The sequence below is a fragment of the Marinospirillum perlucidum genome (genome assembly GCF_003336805.1).
In the GTDB taxonomy this organism is placed as follows: domain Bacteria; phylum Pseudomonadota; class Gammaproteobacteria; order Pseudomonadales; family Halomonadaceae; genus Marinospirillum; species Marinospirillum perlucidum.
In genome coordinates, this window is the sequence record NZ_QFWJ01000006.1 from 40827 (window position 1) to 59102 (window position 18276).

The 18276-nt window shown below is 55.5% G+C and carries 14 protein-coding genes; 5 read left to right on the forward strand and 9 right to left on the reverse strand.

The window, feature by feature from the left end:
* Window positions 1–26: 26 nt before the first annotated feature.
* From DFK18_RS09185 to DFK18_RS09200, 4 genes are all read right to left on the reverse strand, one after another.
* On the reverse strand, window positions 27–1367 hold the full coding sequence (locus DFK18_RS09185) for a TRAP transporter large permease (RefSeq protein WP_114417966.1): 1341 nt from the start codon (window positions 1365–1367) through the stop codon (window positions 27–29).
* Window positions 1357–1968, reverse strand: coding sequence for a TRAP transporter small permease subunit (locus DFK18_RS09190; RefSeq protein WP_114417967.1), 612 nt, complete (start codon window positions 1966–1968; stop codon window positions 1357–1359). Before DFK18_RS09190 ends, DFK18_RS09185 begins: the two co-directional genes overlap by 11 nt.
* The gene (locus DFK18_RS09195) at window positions 1968–3008 is read right to left on the reverse strand and encodes a TRAP transporter substrate-binding protein (RefSeq protein ID WP_114417968.1); all 1041 of its coding nucleotides are present in this window, start codon (window positions 3006–3008) and stop codon (window positions 1968–1970) included. The genes DFK18_RS09190 and DFK18_RS09195 overlap by 1 nt, the downstream gene beginning before the upstream one ends.
* A gap of 267 nt (window positions 3009–3275) precedes the next feature.
* A complete protein-coding gene (locus DFK18_RS09200; RefSeq protein ID WP_114417969.1) occupies window positions 3276–4658 on the reverse strand; it encodes a sigma-54 interaction domain-containing protein in 1383 nt (460 codons plus the stop codon).
* A gap of 155 nt (window positions 4659–4813) precedes the next feature.
* Here DFK18_RS09200 and DFK18_RS09205 point away from each other — a divergent pair, with 155 nt between their 5' ends.
* Both DFK18_RS09205 and DFK18_RS09210 read left to right on the forward strand, forming a co-directional pair.
* Complete coding sequence (locus DFK18_RS09205) at window positions 4814–5971, forward strand: efflux RND transporter periplasmic adaptor subunit (protein ID WP_114417970.1); 1158 nt, start codon at window positions 4814–4816, stop codon at window positions 5969–5971.
* A gap of 3 nt (window positions 5972–5974) precedes the next feature.
* Window positions 5975–9094 carry an efflux RND transporter permease subunit gene (locus DFK18_RS09210; protein WP_114417971.1) on the forward strand — a complete coding sequence of 1040 codons (3120 nt, stop codon included), beginning with the start codon at window positions 5975–5977 and terminating at the stop codon, window positions 9092–9094.
* Window positions 9095–9436: 342 nt separating this feature from the next.
* Here the strand turns inward: DFK18_RS09210 and lpxL are convergent, their stop codons facing one another.
* From lpxL to DFK18_RS09225, 3 genes are all read right to left on the reverse strand, one after another.
* Entirely contained in the window at window positions 9437–10354 is a 918-nt protein-coding gene (gene lpxL, locus DFK18_RS09215; protein WP_114417972.1) for an LpxL/LpxP family Kdo(2)-lipid IV(A) lauroyl/palmitoleoyl acyltransferase, read from the reverse strand.
* Window positions 10354–11652, reverse strand: a complete 1299-nt coding sequence (locus tag DFK18_RS09220) for a TolC family outer membrane protein (protein ID WP_114417973.1) — start codon at window positions 11650–11652, stop codon at window positions 10354–10356. The genes lpxL and DFK18_RS09220 overlap by 1 nt, the downstream gene beginning before the upstream one ends.
* A 126-nt stretch (window positions 11653–11778) precedes the next feature.
* A complete protein-coding gene (locus DFK18_RS09225; protein ID WP_114417974.1) occupies window positions 11779–12564 on the reverse strand; it encodes a FadR/GntR family transcriptional regulator in 786 nt (261 codons plus the stop codon).
* 142 nt (window positions 12565–12706) lie between these two features.
* Between DFK18_RS09225 and DFK18_RS09230 the strand changes: the two genes are divergently transcribed.
* The 3 genes from DFK18_RS09230 (at window position 12707) to DFK18_RS09240 (ending at window position 15882) form a co-directional block, all read left to right on the forward strand.
* A complete protein-coding gene (locus tag DFK18_RS09230) occupies window positions 12707–13264 on the forward strand; it encodes a hypothetical protein (RefSeq protein ID WP_114417975.1) in 558 nt (185 codons plus the stop codon).
* A 188-nt stretch (window positions 13265–13452) separates the two neighbouring features.
* Window positions 13453–14631: an acyl-CoA dehydrogenase gene (locus tag DFK18_RS09235; protein WP_114417976.1), complete on the forward strand. Its 1179-nt coding sequence runs from the start codon at window positions 13453–13455 to the stop codon at window positions 14629–14631.
* A 63-nt stretch (window positions 14632–14694) separates the two neighbouring features.
* A complete protein-coding gene (locus DFK18_RS09240) occupies window positions 14695–15882 on the forward strand; it encodes a CaiB/BaiF CoA transferase family protein (protein WP_114417977.1) in 1188 nt (395 codons plus the stop codon).
* Between the two features lie 131 nt (window positions 15883–16013).
* On the opposite strand, the gene gabT is transcribed toward DFK18_RS09240, so the two are convergent.
* Window positions 16014–17288 carry a 4-aminobutyrate--2-oxoglutarate transaminase gene (gene gabT / locus DFK18_RS09245; protein WP_114417978.1) on the reverse strand — a complete coding sequence of 425 codons (1275 nt, stop codon included), beginning with the start codon at window positions 17286–17288 and terminating at the stop codon, window positions 16014–16016.
* Between the two features lie 148 nt (window positions 17289–17436).
* Window positions 17437–18273, reverse strand: a complete 837-nt coding sequence (locus tag DFK18_RS09250) for an ABC transporter permease (RefSeq protein WP_114417979.1) — start codon at window positions 18271–18273, stop codon at window positions 17437–17439.
* Window positions 18274–18276 lie beyond the last annotated feature (3 nt).

The window sequence follows — 18276 nt, forward strand, 5'->3', positions numbered from 1 at the left end:
TTTCAACTCCCGTCAACTCAGCAGATTTACACAAGGCCCGGTAACCAGAGCACCAGGGCAGGGAAGAGAATGCACAGCGCCAGCCCGAGCAGCTGCAGCAGCACATAGGGAAGAATCGACTTGTAGATGGTGGTAATTTCCACCTGGCCCTTGGTGATCCCCTTGAGATAAAAAAGGGCATAACCGAAGGGTGGCGTCAGAAAACTGGTTTGCAGATTGATCGCCATGAGCACGGCAAACCACACCAGGGTCGCCTGAGTCGACATGCCAAAGTCCATCAACTCGATCACCGGCAGCAAGATGGGCAGGATCACATAGCTGATTTCGATCCATTCCAGGAAGAAACCCAGCACAAAAATCAGCAGCATGATCATCAGCAGCAACCCGTAGGGGCCCAGACCGGTGGAATCCACCAGATCCATGATCATGTAGTCACCACCCAAGCGCTTGAAGATCAAGCTGAAAGCCGTGGCAGTCACCACGATAAAAATGATCATGGCCGTGGTCTTGGCGGTGTCGTAACAGACATCCCTTAAGGTGGCGTATTTTAGCTTGCGGGCAATCACGGCCAGCAGCAGCGCACCCACTGCCCCGATAGCCGCCGCTTCAGTTGGCGTGGCAATCCCTGCCATGATCGACCCCAGCACCGTCACCATCAGGAAGACCGGTCCCACCAGATCACGCAGAAGGGCAAAAGCCAGGGGCGTGGTATCAGTTTCTTCGGCATCCGGGTCAGCCAGGGGCATCCACTCGGGCTTCAAGCGCCCCATTACCAGCAGATAAACCACATAGAGGGCACCCAGCAGCAACCCGGGAAAGAGGGCAGCCTTGAAAAGATCCCCGACCGATAGCTGCATGATCGAACCCATCAGCACCAACATGATCGAAGGGGGAATCAGAATACCCAGGGTGCCGGATGCAGCGATGACGCCACAGGCCATCTCCTGCCGGTAACCCTGTTTGAGCATCACCGGCAGAGCCAGCAGCCCCAGCATCACCACCGAGGCCCCCACAATCCCGGTACTGGCAGCCATGACCACACCGAGAATAGCCACGGAAATAGCCAGACCACCCCGAACCCGGCCAAACAGACGCTGCAGGGTGAGCAGCAAACGCCCGGCCACCCCGGATTTTTCCAGCATCAAGCCCATAAACACAAACAGGGGGATGGCAATATACAGCCAGTTTTCCAGAACACCGCCGTAGATGCGTGAACCCATCATGCCGAGGAATGGCAGAGGCACCTCACCCACCAGGGCAAAAATTATCGCCAACCCGCCCAAAACAAAAGCCACGGGGTAGCCGGTAAAGATCCCGCCAAACAGGCAGGCCACCATCAAAAGTGGTAGCAGGTATTCAGCCAGCATGCTCGGACTCCTTGGATTCAAGTCGGGGATCAAGTATCAGGGCCAGCCCCAGGAAGATACGACCCAGTGCATTGACGGCCAGAAAAACCAGCGCCAGCGGCAGGGCACCCTTGATCAGATAACGCTCGCCCAGGCCACCGAAATTGGATTGCTCGCCGGAGACATAGCTCATTTCTACCTGCGGCCAATAGAGATAGGCCACCAGCAGGCAGAAGGGAATCAGAAAGACCAGATGCCCGACCAGATCCACCAGATGCTGGATGCGCTTGGGAAAGCGCTGATAGAAGAGATCCACGCGCACATGATTATTGGTGTGCAGGGCATAGGTGGACGCAAAGAGCACAAAAATGCCGTAGAGGTACCATTGCAGCTCAGTTGCCGAGTTAATGGTAAAAGCATCGCGAAACAGGAAGACATCCGTCTCCCAACGCAGGAGTTCATTCATGCCCAGGGCATTCATGATGACGGTCAGCATGACAGCAACGATGACCGCCAGAACGAGCCAGCTGGTCACCTGCCCAACCCGGATCCCGACCCGGATAAGGGGTCGGGATGCCAGTTCCAGGGCCGCCGCCACACGCAGGTGAACGGCGTTTTCCATTAGGGCAGCTCCTGCAGGTCGTACCACTCTTCAATCAGCTGGGCATGGGCCATCAGCGACTCATAGGCTTCGCGGAACTCGGGATTATCTTCCATTTCCGCAGCCACCACTTCTTCCCAGGCCGCTTTCAGCTCGTTCAGGGTGGCATCATTGAAGCGACGCACCTCGATATCACTACGCTCCTGCATCTCGTTCAGCGCCTGCACCTGACGGTGAGGGGCAGAAGTCATCGACCAGGCCAGGGTGGAACGACAGGCAGTTTCCATTTGCGCCTGCTGCTCTTCGGAGTACTGGTTCCAGACATTCTTGTTCATGATCAGCGAGAACCAGCTGGCCGACTGATGCCAACCGGGGAAGTAGTAGTAGCTAGCAATGTCCTCAAAGCCCATGACTTCATCCACCTGGGGCACAGAGAACTCTGCCGCATCAATACGACCGCGCTCCAGCGCCAGATAGATTTCGCCACCGGGAATCAGCTGGGTGGACGCACCGAATTTATTCAAGACGCGCGCGCCCAGACCGGAGATACGAAAACGCAGACCATCAAAATCTTCGACCGAATTGATTTCCTGGTTATAGAAACCACCGGTCTCCTGGGGCGAAACAAAGCAGGGCAGAACCTTGATGTTGTAGTCATCGTATTCCGCTTGAATATAATCCACACCGCCACCGGACCACATCCAGGAGGCAAAGGCTTCGGGCGTCGGGCCGAAAGGCAGGGCACCGTAGAGATTCAGGAGAGGGATGGTCCCGGCCCAATAGCCCATCCAGTCCCAACCGGCATCAACAGCACCGCTGGAGACGGCATTGAAAACCTCAAAAGCCGGTACCAGATCACCCGGCTCATAGACCCGGAATTTGATATCACCACCGGAAGCGACTTCTACCTCGTCACCCAGGTACTTGGCACCCGCACCGAGGAAGTTTCCGGTATCGAAAACACTGGCAACATCAATCTGACGAGGGCCTTCAGCCAGGGTGGCGGCAGAAACAGCGAGGCAACTGGCAGCGACGGCCGCTGCTAGGGGTTTCTTGATCATGGAGCTACTCCGTTTTTTTATGCTTGTTGTCATGAAGCCTGTGACCGCTTTTATCAACGGCTGCCGACTAACAATCAAAAAGCCTGCCCAAAACAGAGCAACCTTTTACAATCAACAACTTAGAAATAATGTTGACGTAAACGTCAAGCATAATGCTCGACAACCGGTGTGATTTTTCCGAATTTCCGGAAAAAAAGACTTAAAAACAGCTGCCAGGGCACAAAAACCTTTCCGGATTTTCGGAAAGGTTCCGGAAACCCGGAATCCCTAGCCTTCATCGACTGGAATTCGATAACGGGCCAGCTTGTCATAGAGGGTGGTTTTGCCGATTCCCAGGTGTCTGGCAGCCTGCAAGCGATTGCCATTACAGGCTCTCAGGGTTTCCTCCAGGATTTCCTTCTCCACCAGAGCCAAGCGCTCCTTGAGACTGCCCGAAGGCAGATAGACCTGATCGCCCTCGCCCTGCGTCAGGGTGGCCGGTAGTGCATGCAGGGAGATCTTATGCCCCTGTGATAGATAAAAAGCACTTTCCAGCGCATTTTCCATCTCCCTGACATTCCCCGGCCAGGAGTATTCCAGCATGCGGGTCAAGGCCTGGGCTGTCAGCTTGGGCACTCTGCGTCCGGTGCGCCGCGCCAGGCGCTGCAGGAAGTGCTCTGCCAGAGCTGGCAGATCCTCACGGCGATCTCGCAAAGGCGGCAACTCCAGAGAAACCACGTTGATGCGATAGTAGAGATCTTCGCGGAACTCACCGGCTTCCACCAGTTTTTCCAGAGGCTGGTGGGTGGCGGAGATCAAGCGCACATCCACCTTGACCAGGCGGTTGGAGCCCACAGCTTCGACTTCCCGATCCTGGAGCACCCGCAAGAGTTTGACCTGCATCGACAAGGGCATATCACCGATTTCATCCAGAAACAGCGTCCCCCCGGCAGCCAGTTGGAACTTGCCCTGCTTACCACCCTTACGGGCCCCGGTAAAAGCCCCCTCTTCATAACCGAAGAGTTCGGCTTCCAGCAGGTTTTCGGGGATAGCAGCACAATTGATCTTGACGAAGGGAGCCCGCGAACGCTCGGAAAGCAGATGCAGGGCATGGGCATAGAGTTCTTTACCCGTTCCCGACTCGCCCCGAATCAGAACAGAAGCATCCCCGGCCGCAACCTTTTTCACCTTCTCGTTCAACTGTTGAATCAGGGGACTACGCCCAACCAGATCCGCCAGCTGGTAGCGGGCTCCCGTTTGCTCCTGATCCAGGGCCTTGCGGTAAAAGTCCAGCTCGGAAACCAGGGATTTAATCTGGGTATTCACCTGCCGCCATTCATGGGTGTCATGAAAAAGCACACTGCCGACCGCACCGACCACCTTGCCCCGGCGAAAAATCGGATAGCGATTGGCAATCATGTGTCGCCCCTTGATCTCCTGCAGGCAGGACACCTCCGGCTGCCCGGTCTCCACAACCCGGTGCATCTGGGTATTTTCAATCACCTCGACAATGGGTTTGCCATAAACCTCTTCCCGATCCACCCCCAGAAAAAGGGCGTAGCCCCGGTTGATAAACTGGATACATGCCTGGCTATCAACAATAACCAGCCATTCCTCCAGGGCATCCAGGGCCTCGATAAGCCTTGATGAAGTTGGTGCGGATAAAGACATCAGCCTGCCTCTTGCCAGTGAAAGTTCTTTGTTTTTTTCAGCATTGTAACCCTGAGGCCTCTTGACCGCTTAGACCGACAAGTCTAAACTTGCTGGACTAGTCAGTACACTTTTGTTCATTTCTGCCAGCAACCCATTTCTCTGGAGAAACCTGCATGTCAATTGCTGCCCTACAACGTAACAGCATCAAGCTGTCTTTTTTATTGATTCCACTGATCTACCTGGCAGGCTGTAGTTCCGAAGAGGCAGGCCAGGCCAGCCAACAACAGGGAAGGCCGCCCGCCCCCGTCACCCTGGCACCTGTCAGTACCGATGATGTTGAGGTCAGCGTGGATTATGCTGGCCGGGTCAAGGGTTCTCGCCAGGTTGAGGTTCGTGCCCGCGTCGGCGGTATTCTTGAAGAACGCCTCTATGTCGAAGGGCAGCGTGTCGAGGAAGGCGACCCTCTGTTCAAACTGGATACCGAACCCTACGCCATCGCCCTGCAGATTGCTGAAGCCAACCGGCGTACAGCGCGCGCCAACCTGGATCAGGCCCAGCGGGAACTCAACCGTATCACCGATCTCTACGCTCGCAATTCCATCAGTCAGCGAGAAAAAGATCAGGCAGTCACCAACCTGGAACTGGCCGAAGCCAGCCTGACCCAGGCTGAAGCCGCTGTTGCCGATGCCCAGCGCAATCTACGCTATACCCAAGTGACCGCACCCATCTCCGGCATCACCGGTCTGGAAACCCTGTCAGAAGGCAGCCTGGTGGATGCCGGCACTCTACTGACCAGCATCACCCAGAATCACCCGGTGCATGTCCGCTTTGCCCTGCCTGAAAGTGATGCTGCGGTGCAACGACTGGCCCGCAAGGCACGCGCCAATGCCGGTGAAAGCCAGAGTTTCCAGGCCAGCCTGCTATTGCCGGATGGCTCCAGCTACGAGCATCCCGGTCAGGTGGATTTCACCGATAGCAGTATCGACCCCCGCACCGGCAGCGTTTCCGCCCGTGCCATCTTCCCCAACCCGGAAGGCACCCTCATACCCGGCCAGTTTGTACGCCTCTCTCTGGTGCTACAAAAACTGGAAGATGTAGTGGTCATTCCGCAAACCGCCATTACCGATGGTCGTGAAGGTCCCCAGGTTTATCTGGTCTCTGACGACAACAAGGCCCAGCCTGCACCGGTTGAACTGGGGCCTGTAGTCGAGACTCGCCAGGTCATACTTTCGGGTCTGGAAGCAGGCCAGCAACTGGTGGTCAATGGCCAGGTGGCCCTCTATCCCGGCGCAGCCGTTCAGGTGACCAATGCACCTGAAGGAGAGGAATAAACTATGTTCCGCTTTTTTATCGACCGGCCCATTTTTGCCTCGGTCATTTCCATCATCATTCTTCTGGCCGGTGCCGCAGCCATGCGCGCCCTGCCCGTCGAACAATACCCCAAGGTGGCACCACCGCAAATCCAGGTAACCGCCAACTACCCGGGAGCCAGTGCCGAAGTCCTTGCTGAAGCTGTGGCTGCTCCGCTGGAGCAGGAAATCAATGGTGTCGATGACATGCTCTACATGGAATCCACCAGCACTGATGCGGGCAGCCTGTCTATCACCCTGACTTTTGCCATGGGCACTGATCCGGATCAGGCCGCCATCAACGTCAACAACCGGGTGCAAAGTGCCTTGCCCAAGTTGCCGCAAAGGGTGCGCAGCCTGGGGGTAAGGGTTCAGGCCCGCTCCACCGATATACTCCTGGTAGCTGTCCTGCAATCCCCGGACAGTTCACGCGACCCCCTGTTTATCAGTAACTATGCCCTGCTTAACGTGATCGACGAGCTGGTTCGCCTGCCTGGTGTCGGTGAAGCCAGCCTCTTCGGTGCCCAGGACTATGCCATGCGTATCTGGCTGCGCCCCGACAAGCTGGCCCAGTTTGATCTGACGCCTGCTGATGTCGCTGCCGCCCTGCGCGAACAGAATGCCCAGTTCGCAGCCGGCCAACTGGGTGCTGAACCGGCTCCGGAAGACCAGGCATTTACCTTTACCGTGGCAGCACCCGGCCTTCTGGATAGCCCGGCCGAATTTGAAGAAGTCATTTTGCGCTCCGACCTGGATGGCGGCACCCTGCGCCTGGGTGATGTGGCCCGGGTAGAACTGGGTTCGCAACGCTACGACCTCTCGGCTACCTATAACGGCAGCCCCGCAGTTCCTCTGGCGGTCTACCTGCAACCCGGTGCCAACGCCCTGGATACTGCAGAAAGAGTCAGGGAAACCCTGGTCAATATTTCCGAGCGCTTCCCTCAGGGGATCAGCTACACCATTCCTTACGACACCACCGAATTTGTGGAAATCTCCATCCAGGAGGTAATTACCACTCTGCTGATTGCCGTTGCGCTGGTGGTGGCGGTGACCTTCCTTTTCCTTCAGCATTTCCGAGCGACCCTGATTCCAGTTGCAGCCATTCCGGTGTCCCTGATCGGTACCTTCGCGGGGATGCAGGTGATGGGCTTCTCCATCAACCTGCTAACCCTCTTTGGTCTGGTACTGGCCATCGGTATCGTGGTGGATAACGCCATTATCGTCATGGAAAACGTCGAGCGCCTGATCCATGAAGAAAGCATGAAGGCCCGTGAAGCCTCGATTGAAACCATGAAGCAGGTCGCCGGGGCCGTGGTTTCCTCGACCCTGGTACTGGTCGCGGTTTTTGCTCCGGTAGCCTTCCTGGAAGGTCTGACCGGCGAGCTTTACCGTCAGTTTGCCGTAACCATTGCCGTCTCCGTAGTGGTCTCGGGCATAGTAGCCCTGACGCTAACCCCGGCCATGTGTGCGCTGCTGCTGGACAAGGAGCCCAAGGAAGCTGCAGCCCCCTTCAGGGTCTTTAACCGCTTCTTTGACTGGTTAACCCGTGGCTTTGTCTACCTGGTCAGCCTTCTGCTGCGCCAGAAAACCCTGGGGGTTGCCCTGTTTATCGGTTTCATTCTGGCCACCGGCTGGTTGATGCAGCGCCTGCCTAATGGTCTGGTACCACCGGAAGACCAGGGGGTTGCTCTGGTCATCGGCCAACTGCCTCCGGTATCAGCCTTGCCGCGTACAGAAGCCGTACGTGATCAGCTGGCCAATCAACTGACTCAGCTTCCGGAAGTGCAGGAATTCACCTCCATTGCCGGCTTTGACATCATCGCTGGCTCCCTGCGCACCAATGCCCTGCTCGGCTTTGCCAACCTGACCGACTGGAGCGAGCGTCCACGCGAAGATCAGCAGGCAGCTGCCGTGGCCCGCAAGATCATGGGCATGGGCTTTGGTATTCAAAATGCCAATATTTTTGCCTTCACCCCGCCGCCCATCCAGGGGCTTTCCCTGACCGGTGGTGTGGAAGGCTATCTGCAGATTCGCGGTGAAGCCACGACAGAAGAAATTCAGGCTCAGGCCAGTCGTATTGCCCAGGCAGCTAATGCCCGCCCCGAGCTGACTAATGCCCGCACCACGCTGAATACCAATATTCCGCGCTATGAAGCTCAGTTGGATCGGGAAAAGGCCAAGGCACTGAATGTATCCCTGGATCAAATCTTTGCCGCCATGCAGAGCACCTTTGGCTCCATGTACGTCAATGACTTCTCCTATCTTGGCCGCCTCTGGCAGGTCAGCCTGCAGTCGGAAGGGGACTTCCGCAGTCATCCGGACGATCTGCGCAAGGTCTTTGTACGTTCGCAAACCGGTGAGCTGATTCCGCTCAGCTCCCTGATCACCCTGGAAAGAAGCAGTGGTGCCGATATCATCAACCGCTTCAATATCTACCCGGCGGCCAAACTCATGGCGGACCCGGCACCCGGCTACACCTCGGCCCAGGCCAAGCAAGCACTGGAAGAAGTAGCAGCGGAATTGAACCAGGACGGCAACAGCCTCTTGGGCTGGATCGGTGAAGCCTTCCAGTTGGATGCAGCGGGCAATGCCGGCACCGCCGCTTTTGCCATGGGTCTGCTCGCGGTCTTCCTGATCCTGGCAGCCCAGTATGAACGCTGGACCCTGCCTCTGGCGGTGGCCTCGGCCGTCCCCTTCGGGGTGCTTGGCGGTGCACTCTTTGCCTGGATCAAGGGTTTCCCCAACGATATCTACTTCCAGGTCGGTCTGCTGGTACTGATCGGTCTGGCGGCGAAGAACGCGATCCTGATCGTGGAATTTGCTGCCCAGAACCGTAAAACCGGCATGTCCTCCACCGAAGCCGCCATCACCGCAGCACGTCAACGCTTCCGTGCCATTATCATGACGGCCCTGACCTTTATCATCGGTACGCTGCCCCTGGTTTTTGCCACCGGTGCCGGTGCAGCCAGTCGTCAGGAAATCGGTACAGTCGTGGTCGGCGGGATGATCTTTGCCAGTACCCTGGCCCTGGTCTTTGTTCCCCTGATCTACAAGCTGCTGGATGATCTGGCCAGCTGGAGAAAGAAAGAGGCCAGCCAGAGCTAAAACCTCTGAGTAACATCCAACCTCTAAAACCTGCCGCCTTGCGGCAGGTTTTTTATGCCTGCAAAGGGGCCGATCTCGGTGCAGCAAGAAAAACAAACCAGGCAGGTTTTGAAAGACCTGACTGACTCGCCAGCCTTGGCTGCTTTTCCCGACCGCCGCTCTTCCAGTGAACCTGAAGCCAGTTAGGGGCAGGCTACAAAAAAGCCCGAACGCAGGTTCGGGCTCTTGCTAGGGAAAATACGGCTGCTTGCAGAAGGCCTGTCGGCGGGTGGATCTGCTCTAACGAGGAAAAGCCAGAACCCCAACTGCTCACCCTCAATCAATCGAAGGGCTGAAACAGGGCTAATAAAAGCTGGGGTCCTGAGGATCGGGACGCGTCTTGAAGCGCCGATGCATCCATAGATACTGCTCTGGATGGATACGAATCAATGTTTCGATCACCTGATTCACCTGGGTGGCATCAGCGACATCATCCCCACTGGGAAAATTCTCCAGGGGAGGCAGATATTCCAGGATATAGGTGTAATTATCCGGGTTACGATGAATGCGCAGGGGAAGAACCGGAGCTCCCGTCATCTTGGCGATGCGTGCTGTCATAGTAATGCTAGCGGCATTGACCCCGAAAAAGGGTGCGAAAACACTGACCTTGCGCCCGAAATCCTGATCAGGAGAATACCAGGCAGCATGCCCCTGCTTGATTCTGCGGACCAGGCCTTTCAAATCGCGATGCGGTGTCATCTGGTCAAAATGTTTTTGTCTTCCCTTGAGGATAAAGCGATCAAAAACCGGATTCTTGTGCGGCTTGTAGATGGCATCCACCTGATAGAAAAGACCATGCAGGGCACCGCCCAAATCCATCACGGAAAAGTGGATCCCAAGAATTACAGCGCCCTTGCCTTCCGCCAGGGCCTGATCCAGATGCTCGCGGCCTTTAAAGGTGATTCGTGATGCCATGGAGCTGACATCCCGGGTGAGACCTGTAGCAATTTCCATCACCCCGATGCCATTGGCCAGGAAAGTCTCCTTGACCAGCTGCTTTTGTTCTTCAGGAGATTTTTCCGGAAAGGCCAGACGGATATTCACTTCGGTAAAGTGACGTCTTTCCCGGGCTACAGCCAGGGCCAGATAGCCCAGCCCCTTGCCCAAAAGGATTTTCAATTTCCAGGGAAGGCGGGCACAGACATGCAAAACCCCGATTGCCAACCAGGTTGGCCAGAATCGGGGATGCAGAGGAGACTTCGGATATTTCTTTTTTGCCATTAACGACCTGCGAGTGAAAGCCAGTTATTCAGCTCCTGCAGATCGGCAACATCCAGTTGACCTGCAGCACGCTGCAAACGCAGGTAATTTACTACATAGTCATAGCGGGCTGCATCATAATCGCGTTGCGCTGACCAAACCGCTCTTTCGGCATTGAGCACATCAACGATATTACGAGTACCGACTTCATAGCCGGAACGAGTCGCTTCCAGGGCGCTTTCAGCCGAGCGGATGGACTGCTGACGGGCCTGCACGGTCAAGACATTGGTGCTGACCTGGGTAAAGAGACTGCGCGTCTGCTGCAGAATCTGGCGGCGCGCCAGCTCGGCATTGTAGCGGGCTTCTTCCAGGCTGTAGCTACCTTCACGAATTTCCGCACTGGTACGACCACCACCGTAGATTTCCAGGCTGCCCTGAATGCCCAGCGTCAGCTGATTATCACCGCCATAGCGGTTTTGGACATCACTGTCCTGGGAGTAGGTACCAAACAGAGAAAGAGTTGGCAGGTGGCGTGAACGCCGCGAGCTCAGATTCTTGTTGGCTGCTTCCAGGCCCGCACGGGCAGCGGCCAGATTCAGGCTGGATTCCAGTGCCGTATCCACCCAGGCCTGACGGTCATTAGGGATCGGATTGCTGATGGGCATGTCTTCGCTCAGGGTAGCCACCTGAGGATAACGCTGGTTGGTAATCTGCTCCAGGCCTTCATAGCTGATCATCAGGGCACCCTCAGCACCCAGGCGGGCGGCCTTGACCGAGTCATAAGCAGCCTGGGCTTCCAATACATCGGTAATCGCGATCAGACCCACTTCATGCTGCTCGCGCACCTGCTCCAGCTGTCGTTGAATGGCACGTTCTTCAGCTTGCAGGCTGCGCAGATTGTCTTCAGCACGCAGGGCTTCAAAATAGGCTTCAGCCACTCTAAGCAACAAACCCTGTTCAGCATCACGGTATTGAGCTTCCACAGCAGCAAAACTGCTGTCGGCGGCCTGGCGGCCATACCAGGCTTCAGCATTGAAAAGGGCCTGGTTGGCAGAAAGGGTAACATTCAGGTTTTCCGAGGTTTCCGGTGCGCCATCCATATCGGTCTGAGAGAAGGTACCTGAAGCCTCTACCTGGGGCAGAAGATAGGATGTTGCCTGGCTGATCTGTGCCTTGGCCTGTTCCAGGCGGGCTTTTTCAATGGCCAGCTCGGCATCCTCCTGCACAGCATCCTGGTAGACCTCCAGAAGATCCGCTGCCTGGAGAGCCGGAGTCAAAGCCCAAGTCAGTAAACCAACCATCAAATGTTTGCGGTACATGAAATCCACCCTTCATCGGCACTTGTTAAGGTCAGGTTCGGATTCACGATCAACCCGACCAGCAGTTTAGACTTGCTAGTCTATCTCAAACCTACCAGTCCGTCTAGTTTTGAATTATCTAATATATCATCCGGGCAACTGACTTTCACCCTGGCTTAAAAGACTGCCGGTCAACTGGCCTTGCAGCTCCTTGTTGAACTTCTCTGCAGACAGCATATGCCGATACATCAGGTCACGCACTTCAGCCTCATCCTCGGCCCGGTAGGCCTTGAGCAGCCGCCGATGGTAATCCAGGTTCTCCTGGGAAAATTCCACCTGCTCAGGTAGATGCACCTTCTGGAAGATCACCAGGTCCTTGATCAAATCGTTAAGAAAACGCCCGATAAAGGCCAACAAGGGGTCCGGACAACGCTCGGCGAGAAGATTATGGAAATCCAGTTCCGCGATTCTCTGCTCCAACCTTTCCTCAAAATCCGCCGGTGCCTGGGCACAACGCTCGGTCAGCTCTTCCATCAGCTGCAAATCTTCCGGGGTCAGCCTCCCCACCACCAACGCAGCCAATTCCGGCTCCACCAGTTTACGCAGTCGATAAATATCCGGACCGGTCGGATGCTGAAAATGAAGATAATTACGTAGCAGTTGGGAAGCCAGGGGGTAGGGAACCTGAGCCAGGGTTGCGCCTCCCTTGGGGCCGGTTTTCAGCCGAATAAGGCCCTGTACTTCCAGCGCTTTAAGTGCCTCTCTGACCGTTCCCTTGGAACATTCAAAGAGTTCCATCAGAGCCTTTTCATTGGGCAAACGATCACCCGGCTGAATATCCTTCACCACCACCCAGCGCTTGACGGCCTCAACGATCTGGTCGGAACGCTTCATCTTGCGGGGAGAACTCAAACCTTCAAAATGCGTATTCATGAATTCACCGAGAGCTTAAAATCACAATTATACCGATAAATTAAAAGGCTTGCTAAAAGCCTACCCCCTCTTAAGTTGTAGTGTTAAGTCTTGATTACCCCGCAGACTTCGATTAATTTTTATTCTTTTTACGGAGAAGATCATGGAACGTCAGTATATGACCCTGGGCTATTATTCCGGCTTTGATGACTTTTTTAAGGCCAAGCTGGAAGTCATGGACATCGATCAGCAGCATGTCTGGGGTGATACCAAGACGATTCGTGCCCTGGTCAAGGAACAAGCGCTTCAAGATGAAAATGACCTTGAAGGCTTGGCCGAACACCTTCGGGACAAGGGAATTCTCCATTTCACCGGCCATCTGCTCAGCGGCCAGACACTGGATCTGGCTTTGCGCCACTTCCACACCATCGAAATTCCCCTGCGCGAAGATGAAAAACGCTTTGCCACCGCCTGGACCACCATCAACAAACTGGATGCCACCCGAGGCGGCAAACTCAAACGCCAAGTCAAACTGCCCATCGGTGTTTTTGATGAGGGCACACCTGTCAGTGAGCTGCTGCTGGGACTCAAACCCGCCTTCCCGCTGTTTGATATTGAAATGGCCATGGAAGAAGGTGTGAACAAGATGCTGCTGGTCCGGCGCGAAGATAACCTCAACACGACCCGTCAGGGTGAGGCTGTTTCCACTTCCCAAGCCTGATAGCTTCTCCTGCCTTTGCCAGTGCAGGCCCGAACTCCGCTGGCATTTTCTCCCCCACCCAGCCTTTTTGCATACAGATTCCTGTAGGCAGCTGAGCTTTTTGTGCTCAGGACTTGCTTTTTCCTATTTATTATAATAAATCTATAGTAAGACTGACATTCACACGCTGAACCTGAGGTATGCAAACGATGACTTCTTTCCAATGGCAAGACCCTTTTTTGCTTGAGCAACAACTGACCGAAGACGAACGCCAGGTCAGGGATGCCGCCGCGTCCTATTGCCAGGACAAGCTGCAGCCGCGGGTACTGACAGCCTTTAGGGAAGAACGTTTTGACCGGGACATCCTGTCGGAAATGGGTGAAATGGGGCTTCTGGGTTGTACCGTAGCTGAAGAATACGGTGGTGCTGGCATGGGGCATGTCGCCTATGGTTTGATCGCCCGGGAAGTGGAACGCGTGGATTCCGGCTACCGCTCAGCCATGAGCGTGCAATCCTCTCTGGTCATGCATCCCATTGAAGCCTACGGCAGTGAAGAGCAAAAACAGAAATACCTGCCCGGGCTGGCCTCAGGCGAGCTGGTCGGCTGTTTCGGCCTGACTGAACCCAATGCCGGCTCCGATCCCGGCAGCATGGGCACCCGTGCGGAAAAAACCGAAGGCGGCTACCTGCTGACCGGCCAGAAGATGTGGATCACCAACAGCCCCATTGCTGACCTGGCCATCGTCTGGGCCAAATCCGAAGCCCATGATGGCAAGATCAAAGGCTTTATTGTGGAAAAGGGCACGCCCGGCTTTAGCGCTCCCAAAATCGAAGGCAAGCTGTCTCTGCGCGCTTCCATCACCGGTGAGCTGGTGATGGACAAGGCGTTTGTTCCCGAAGAAAACCTCCTACCCAATGTCAGCGGCCTCAAAGGACCTTTTGGCTGTCTGAACAAGGCTCGTTACGGCATTGCCTGGGGAGCCCTGGGCGCTGCCGAATTCTGCTGGCATGCTGCCCGCCAGTACACCCTGGATCGCAAACAGTTTGGTCGTCCTCTAGCCCAGACTCAGTTGGTGCAACTCAAGCTGGCCAACATGCAAACCGAAATCGCACTGGGCCTTCAGGCTGCACTTCAGGTAGGACGCCTGATGGATAGTGGTAACTGGTCACCAGAAATGGTTTCCCTGATCAAGCGCAATAACTGTGGCAAGTCCCTGGATGTAGCCCGTCAGGCCAGGGACATGCACGGCGGCAATGGTATTTCCGATGAATATGGCGTCATCCGTCACATGGTCAACCTGGAAACCGTCAATACCTATGAAGGCACCCACGATGTTCACGCCCTGATTCTGGGACGGGCGCAAACAGGCCTTCAGGCTTTCTTCTAAGCACTACCCCCCTTGAGCTGCCCTTACAGGGCAGCTTTTTTCTGCAATCTGGAGGAAGCAGCAATGCCGGCCAAACCGCTGGAAGGTATTCGTATTCTTGATCTTTCCCGTATTCTTGCTGGCCCCTGGTGTACCCAGCAGCTGGCCGATCTCGGTGCCGAAGTCATCAAGATTGAACGCCCGGAAAAAGGTGATGATACCCGCCACTGGGGGCCGCCCTGGCTGAAGAACAGTGAAGAGGCCGCCTACTACCTGTCCTGCAACCGGGGCAAGAAATCCGTCACCCTGGATATTGCCAGCCAGGAAGGACAAGAAACCCTGATCGCCCTGCTGGAGCACTGTGATGTGTTGGTGGAAAACTTCAAAGTGGGTGGTCTCAAAAAATACGGCCTGGATGCCGCCAGCCTACGCCAGCAGTTTCCGCAACTGATTTATTGTTCGATCACCGGTTTCGGCCAGGATGGCCCCTACGCTCAAAGAGCCGGTTACGATTTCATGATCCAGGCCATGGGGGGCGTCATGAGCCTGACCGGCCTGCCCGATGACCAGCCTGGCGGTGGCCCCGTTAAAATTGGTGTCGCCTTTGCTGATGTCTTTACCGGCATGTATGCCAGCAATGCCATTCTCGCGGCCCTGTTTCAGCGCCAGCAAACGGGAGAAGGCACTCATATCGATCTATCCCTGCTGGATGTCCAGGTGGGTGTTCTGGCCAACCAGGGGCTCAACTACCTGACTTCCGGTCAGGTCCCCCAGCGTCTGGGCAATGCCCACCCCAATATCGTCCCCTACCAGGCCTTTGCCACCCAGGACGGACACATGATTCTGGCTGTGGGCAATGATGGTCAGTTCCAGCGTTTCTGTCAGGAAGCCGGCTGTCCGGAGCTGGCCGAAGATCCCCGCTTTAGCAGTAACCGAAGCAGAGTGGCCAACCGACAGGAACTCATCGATCTGCTGCTTCCTTTGCTTAAAAGCCGTAAAACCCAGGAATGGCTGGATGCCTTGGAGCCGTTGGGTGTTCCTTCAGGCCCGATCAATAACCTGGAAGAGGTTTTTGCTGATCCCCAGGTGCAACACCGAGGTATGGCCATCACCCGCCCCCACCCCCAGGCAGGCGAAGTCAGCCTGATCGGCAACCCCATTCGTTTTGATGGCGAAAACCTTAATGCAGCCACAGCACCTCCCCTCTTGGGTGAACATACCCAAGCAGTGCTCAGCGAATTATTAGGTAAAGGCCAGAAAACCTCTGATTAACGACCAGGCTTGGTGAGGCTGCGCTGACCAGAGCTTTCCAATCCACCTTTGATAAAGAAAAAAAAATCCCCCGGCTAGCGGGGGATTTTCCATTCAGCCGGAATACTGGCCCGACTTTGCAAAGACCCGGATCAGGTCAGCTCAGCCATGCATTCACGCAGGATTTTCAGGCCCTGGTTAAGCTGTTCATCAGGTACCGTCAGAGGCACCAGGATTCTGACCACGTTGCCGTAAAGACCACAAGACAGCAGAATCAGACCCTTTTCGCGTGCCTTGGCCAGAATCTTGCCCGGCATTTCACTATCGGGTTTGCCTTCAGGGGTAAAGAATTCCATGGCCACCATGGCACCCAGACCGCGCACATCACCAATACCGGAATAGTCTTTGGCGAGCTCTTTAAGCTCGCGGGTCAGGGTTTCACCCACCTGCTTGCTGCGCTCCAGCAGCTTTTCTTCTTCAAAAGCCTGGAATACGCCCAGGGCAGCAGCACAAGCGATGGGGCTACCACCATAGGTACCACCCAGGCCACCGGGAGCAATGGAATCCATAATATCGGCTTTACCCACAATACCGGAAAGAGGGAAGCCACCGGCAATGGATTTGGCAAAGGTACTGATATCCGGCTCGACGCCCATTTGCTCCATGGCAAAGAAGGTTCCGGTACGACCGGCACCGGTTTGTACTTCATCAGCAATCAGGACAATGCCATGCTTGTCGCAAAGCTCGCGAAGTGCCGCCATGAATTCTTTGGGGGCCACATAAAAACCGCCTTCACCCTGAACAGGTTCAAGAATAATAGCGGCAATATCCTGGGGTTCGGCATCAAACTTGAAAATCCGCTCCACCGAGGCCAGAGCATCTTCGGTGGAAATACCGTGAAGCTCACAAGGATACTGGGCGCGGAAAACATCACCCGGCATCAAACCCATACCTGAAGCGTAGGGAGCCACTTTACCGTTCAGAGCCAGAGTGGCCAGGGTACGCCCATGATAGGCTGCGCCAAAGGCGATCACACCGGTACGACCGGTATGAGCACGAGCCACCTTGACGGCATTTTCCACGGCTTCAGCACCCGAGGTAAACAGAGCTGTTTTCTTGGGAGTAGAACCGACGGCCAGTTGATTGACCTTTTCGCAGACATCCACATAGGGCTCATAACCCATCACCATAAAACAGGTGTGGGAGAGTTTATCCAGCTGCTCGCTAACGGCTGCCTTGACCTTGGGATGCAGGTGGCCGGTGTTGAGTACTGCGATGCCCCCGGCAAAATCAATATATTCACGCCCTTCGACATCCGTCACGGTAGAATTTTCAGCTGAATCCAGGAAAATAGGATGCACCAGACCCACGCCCGCTGCGACCGCCTGGTTTTTACGCTCAATCAAAGCTTCATTGGTTTTGCTCATTTCCACTACTCCACTCGGGCAATTAACAGACACTCTCTGTCTGGATGTTAAATACGGCTAGTCCTTTTTGGGCAGCTGCCCCGGGGAGAAAAATACCCGGGTTCCAAGAAGGTAGCACCTAAAGCAGGCGGATTGCCACCTGCAAAAATCAGGAAACCGCAGCCTCTCCCTTGAGACGCTCACTGCGTCGCCTCAGAATCTCCATCACCAAAAGCAGAAGAACCGCCAGGGCAATCATGATGCTGGCCATGGCAGCAATCGCCGGACTGATGTTTTCACGAATGCCGGAGAACATCTGGATGGGCAGGGTTCTTTCTGCAGGGCTGGCAATAAACAGGGCCACGACCACCTCATCAAAAGAGGTGGCAAAAGCAAAGAGGCCACCCGAAGCCACACCCGGCAGTATCTGCGGCAAGACTACCTTGAAAAATACCGTCAGGGGGTCGGCACCAAGGCTGGCACCGGCGCGCATCTGGTTAAAATCAAAGCCCTGGAGGGTGGCATTAACGGTAATGACCACAAAAGGAACCCCCAGGACAGTATGCGCCAGAATCAGGCCACTATAGGAATTCAACAGGCCCACCTGGGCAAAAAAGAAGTACATCCCCACGGCCACAATCACCAGAGGCACCACCATGGGAGAAATCAGCAGGGCGAGAATCAGGCCCTTGCCAGGAAAATCAGCGCGATTCAGACCGACAGCTGCCAGCGTGCCCAGAACCATCGACAGCAGCGTGGCAAAGGGTGCCACGATCAGGCTGTTTTTAAGCGCCGCCAACCAGGGCCCCTGGGGATCAAAAATCTCCTGGTACCAGCGCAGGGAAAAGCCATCCAGCGGATAGGTCAAAAAGCTGCCGCCATTGAAGGACAGAGGAATAATCACCAGCACCGGCAGCATCAGAAACAGCAGCACCAGCGCACAAAAAATCCGCAAAAACCAGTACCAGGCTTTTTCCACCGGAGACGCATAGGGTTGCAAAGCCATGGG

Bases quoted from the DNA above. Each gene is read 5' to 3' on its own strand.
- DFK18_RS09220 (WP_114417973.1), bottom strand. From the start codon at position 11,652: ATGTACCGCAAACATTTGATGGTTGGTTTACTGACTTGGGCTTTGACT.
- DFK18_RS09200 (WP_114417969.1), bottom strand. From the start codon at position 4,658: ATGTCTTTATCCGCACCAACTTCATCAAGGCTTATCGAGGCCCTGGAT.
- lpxL (WP_114417972.1), bottom strand. From the start codon at position 10,354: ATGGCAAAAAAGAAATATCCGAAGTCTCCTCTGCATCCCCGATTCTGG.
- DFK18_RS09205 (WP_114417970.1), top strand. From the start codon at position 4,814: ATGTCAATTGCTGCCCTACAACGTAACAGCATCAAGCTGTCTTTTTTA.
- gabT (WP_114417978.1), bottom strand. From the start codon at position 17,288: ATGAGCAAAACCAATGAAGCTTTGATTGAGCGTAAAAACCAGGCGGTC.
- DFK18_RS09190 (WP_114417967.1), bottom strand. From the start codon at position 1,968: ATGGAAAACGCCGTTCACCTGCGTGTGGCGGCGGCCCTGGAACTGGCA.
- DFK18_RS09240 (WP_114417977.1), top strand. From the start codon at position 14,695: ATGCCGGCCAAACCGCTGGAAGGTATTCGTATTCTTGATCTTTCCCGT.
- DFK18_RS09210 (WP_114417971.1), top strand. From the start codon at position 5,975: ATGTTCCGCTTTTTTATCGACCGGCCCATTTTTGCCTCGGTCATTTCC.
- DFK18_RS09195 (WP_114417968.1), bottom strand. From the start codon at position 3,008: ATGATCAAGAAACCCCTAGCAGCGGCCGTCGCTGCCAGTTGCCTCGCT.
- DFK18_RS09225 (WP_114417974.1), bottom strand. From the start codon at position 12,564: ATGAATACGCATTTTGAAGGTTTGAGTTCTCCCCGCAAGATGAAGCGT.
- DFK18_RS09230 (WP_114417975.1), top strand. From the start codon at position 12,707: ATGGAACGTCAGTATATGACCCTGGGCTATTATTCCGGCTTTGATGAC.
- DFK18_RS09185 (WP_114417966.1), bottom strand. From the start codon at position 1,367: ATGCTGGCTGAATACCTGCTACCACTTTTGATGGTGGCCTGCCTGTTT.
- DFK18_RS09250 (WP_114417979.1), bottom strand. From the start codon at position 18,273: ATGGCTTTGCAACCCTATGCGTCTCCGGTGGAAAAAGCCTGGTACTGG.
- DFK18_RS09235 (WP_114417976.1), top strand. From the start codon at position 13,453: ATGACTTCTTTCCAATGGCAAGACCCTTTTTTGCTTGAGCAACAACTG.